General features: G+C 51.5%; 2 tRNA genes. Both read left to right on the top strand.

The window, feature by feature from the left end:
* Window positions 1-37 precede the first annotated feature (37 nt).
* Window positions 38-114, top strand: a tRNA-Ile gene (locus QIT27_RS16985).
* A 107-nt stretch (window positions 115-221) separates the two neighbouring features.
* Window positions 222-297: transfer RNA gene (locus tag QIT27_RS16990), tRNA-Ala, on the top strand.
* The last annotated feature ends 76 nt before the right edge of the window (window positions 298-373 follow it).

Here is a 373-nt window from a genome sequence, read left to right on the forward strand (position 1 = left end):
GATAGTAGAGCAAACGGTTTACGCACGATCCCCTCTTGGGTCTGTAGCTCAGTTGGTTAGAGCGCACCCCTGATAAGGGTGAGGTCGGCAGTTCAAGTCTGCCCAGACCCACCAAATTTTATCGAACACATCATGATCATGTGCTTTGTATAGTCAGACTATGCGGTGCCATGGCATGCCTTGTGAGACATAAAATTACCGAGAGGTCAGTGTGGTCAGATGGGGCCATAGCTCAGCTGGGAGAGCGCCTGCCTTGCACGCAGGAGGTCAGCGGTTCGATCCCGCTTGGCTCCACCATTCTCGACACCGTTTGTTGTTTTGTGACCATTGATAAGTCAGACGCATCAGCGTTGCCTTATCACTGTTCACTGAA

It is taken from the genome of Halomonas sp. LC1 (genome assembly GCF_030247125.1).
Lineage (GTDB): Bacteria > Pseudomonadota > Gammaproteobacteria > Pseudomonadales > Halomonadaceae > Vreelandella.